Source organism: Acinetobacter sp. UC24323, assembly GCF_024151445.1.
GTDB lineage: Bacteria > Pseudomonadota > Gammaproteobacteria > Pseudomonadales > Moraxellaceae > Acinetobacter > Acinetobacter baumannii.
Genome location: NZ_JAHIBY010000045.1, coordinates 1 through 202, shown reverse-complemented (window position 1 = coordinate 202; position 202 = coordinate 1). Strand labels below are relative to the sequence as shown.

General features: G+C 53.5%; 1 pseudogene. It reads right to left on the bottom strand.

The features are described 5' to 3' along the window. Nucleotides 1-202: pseudogene (locus KNQ97_RS19195) on the bottom strand (hypothetical protein); the annotation flags it as partial.

The window sequence follows — 202 nt, the reverse complement described above, 5'->3', positions numbered from 1 at the left end:
GCTGCCATCAGGATTAACTGTGGCTTTCACCTGCTGTTCCAGCGGATTACCTGCCTGGTCCTGACCTGTGATGGTTAAGGTCACCTCGCTGCCCGGTGCTACATCTGTGGTACCCCCTGTGATATGGCCCTGGTCGTCAACATCTACTGTAATTGATCCATCAACACGGTCCAGACCACCTTGATCCGGTGTAGATGGATCA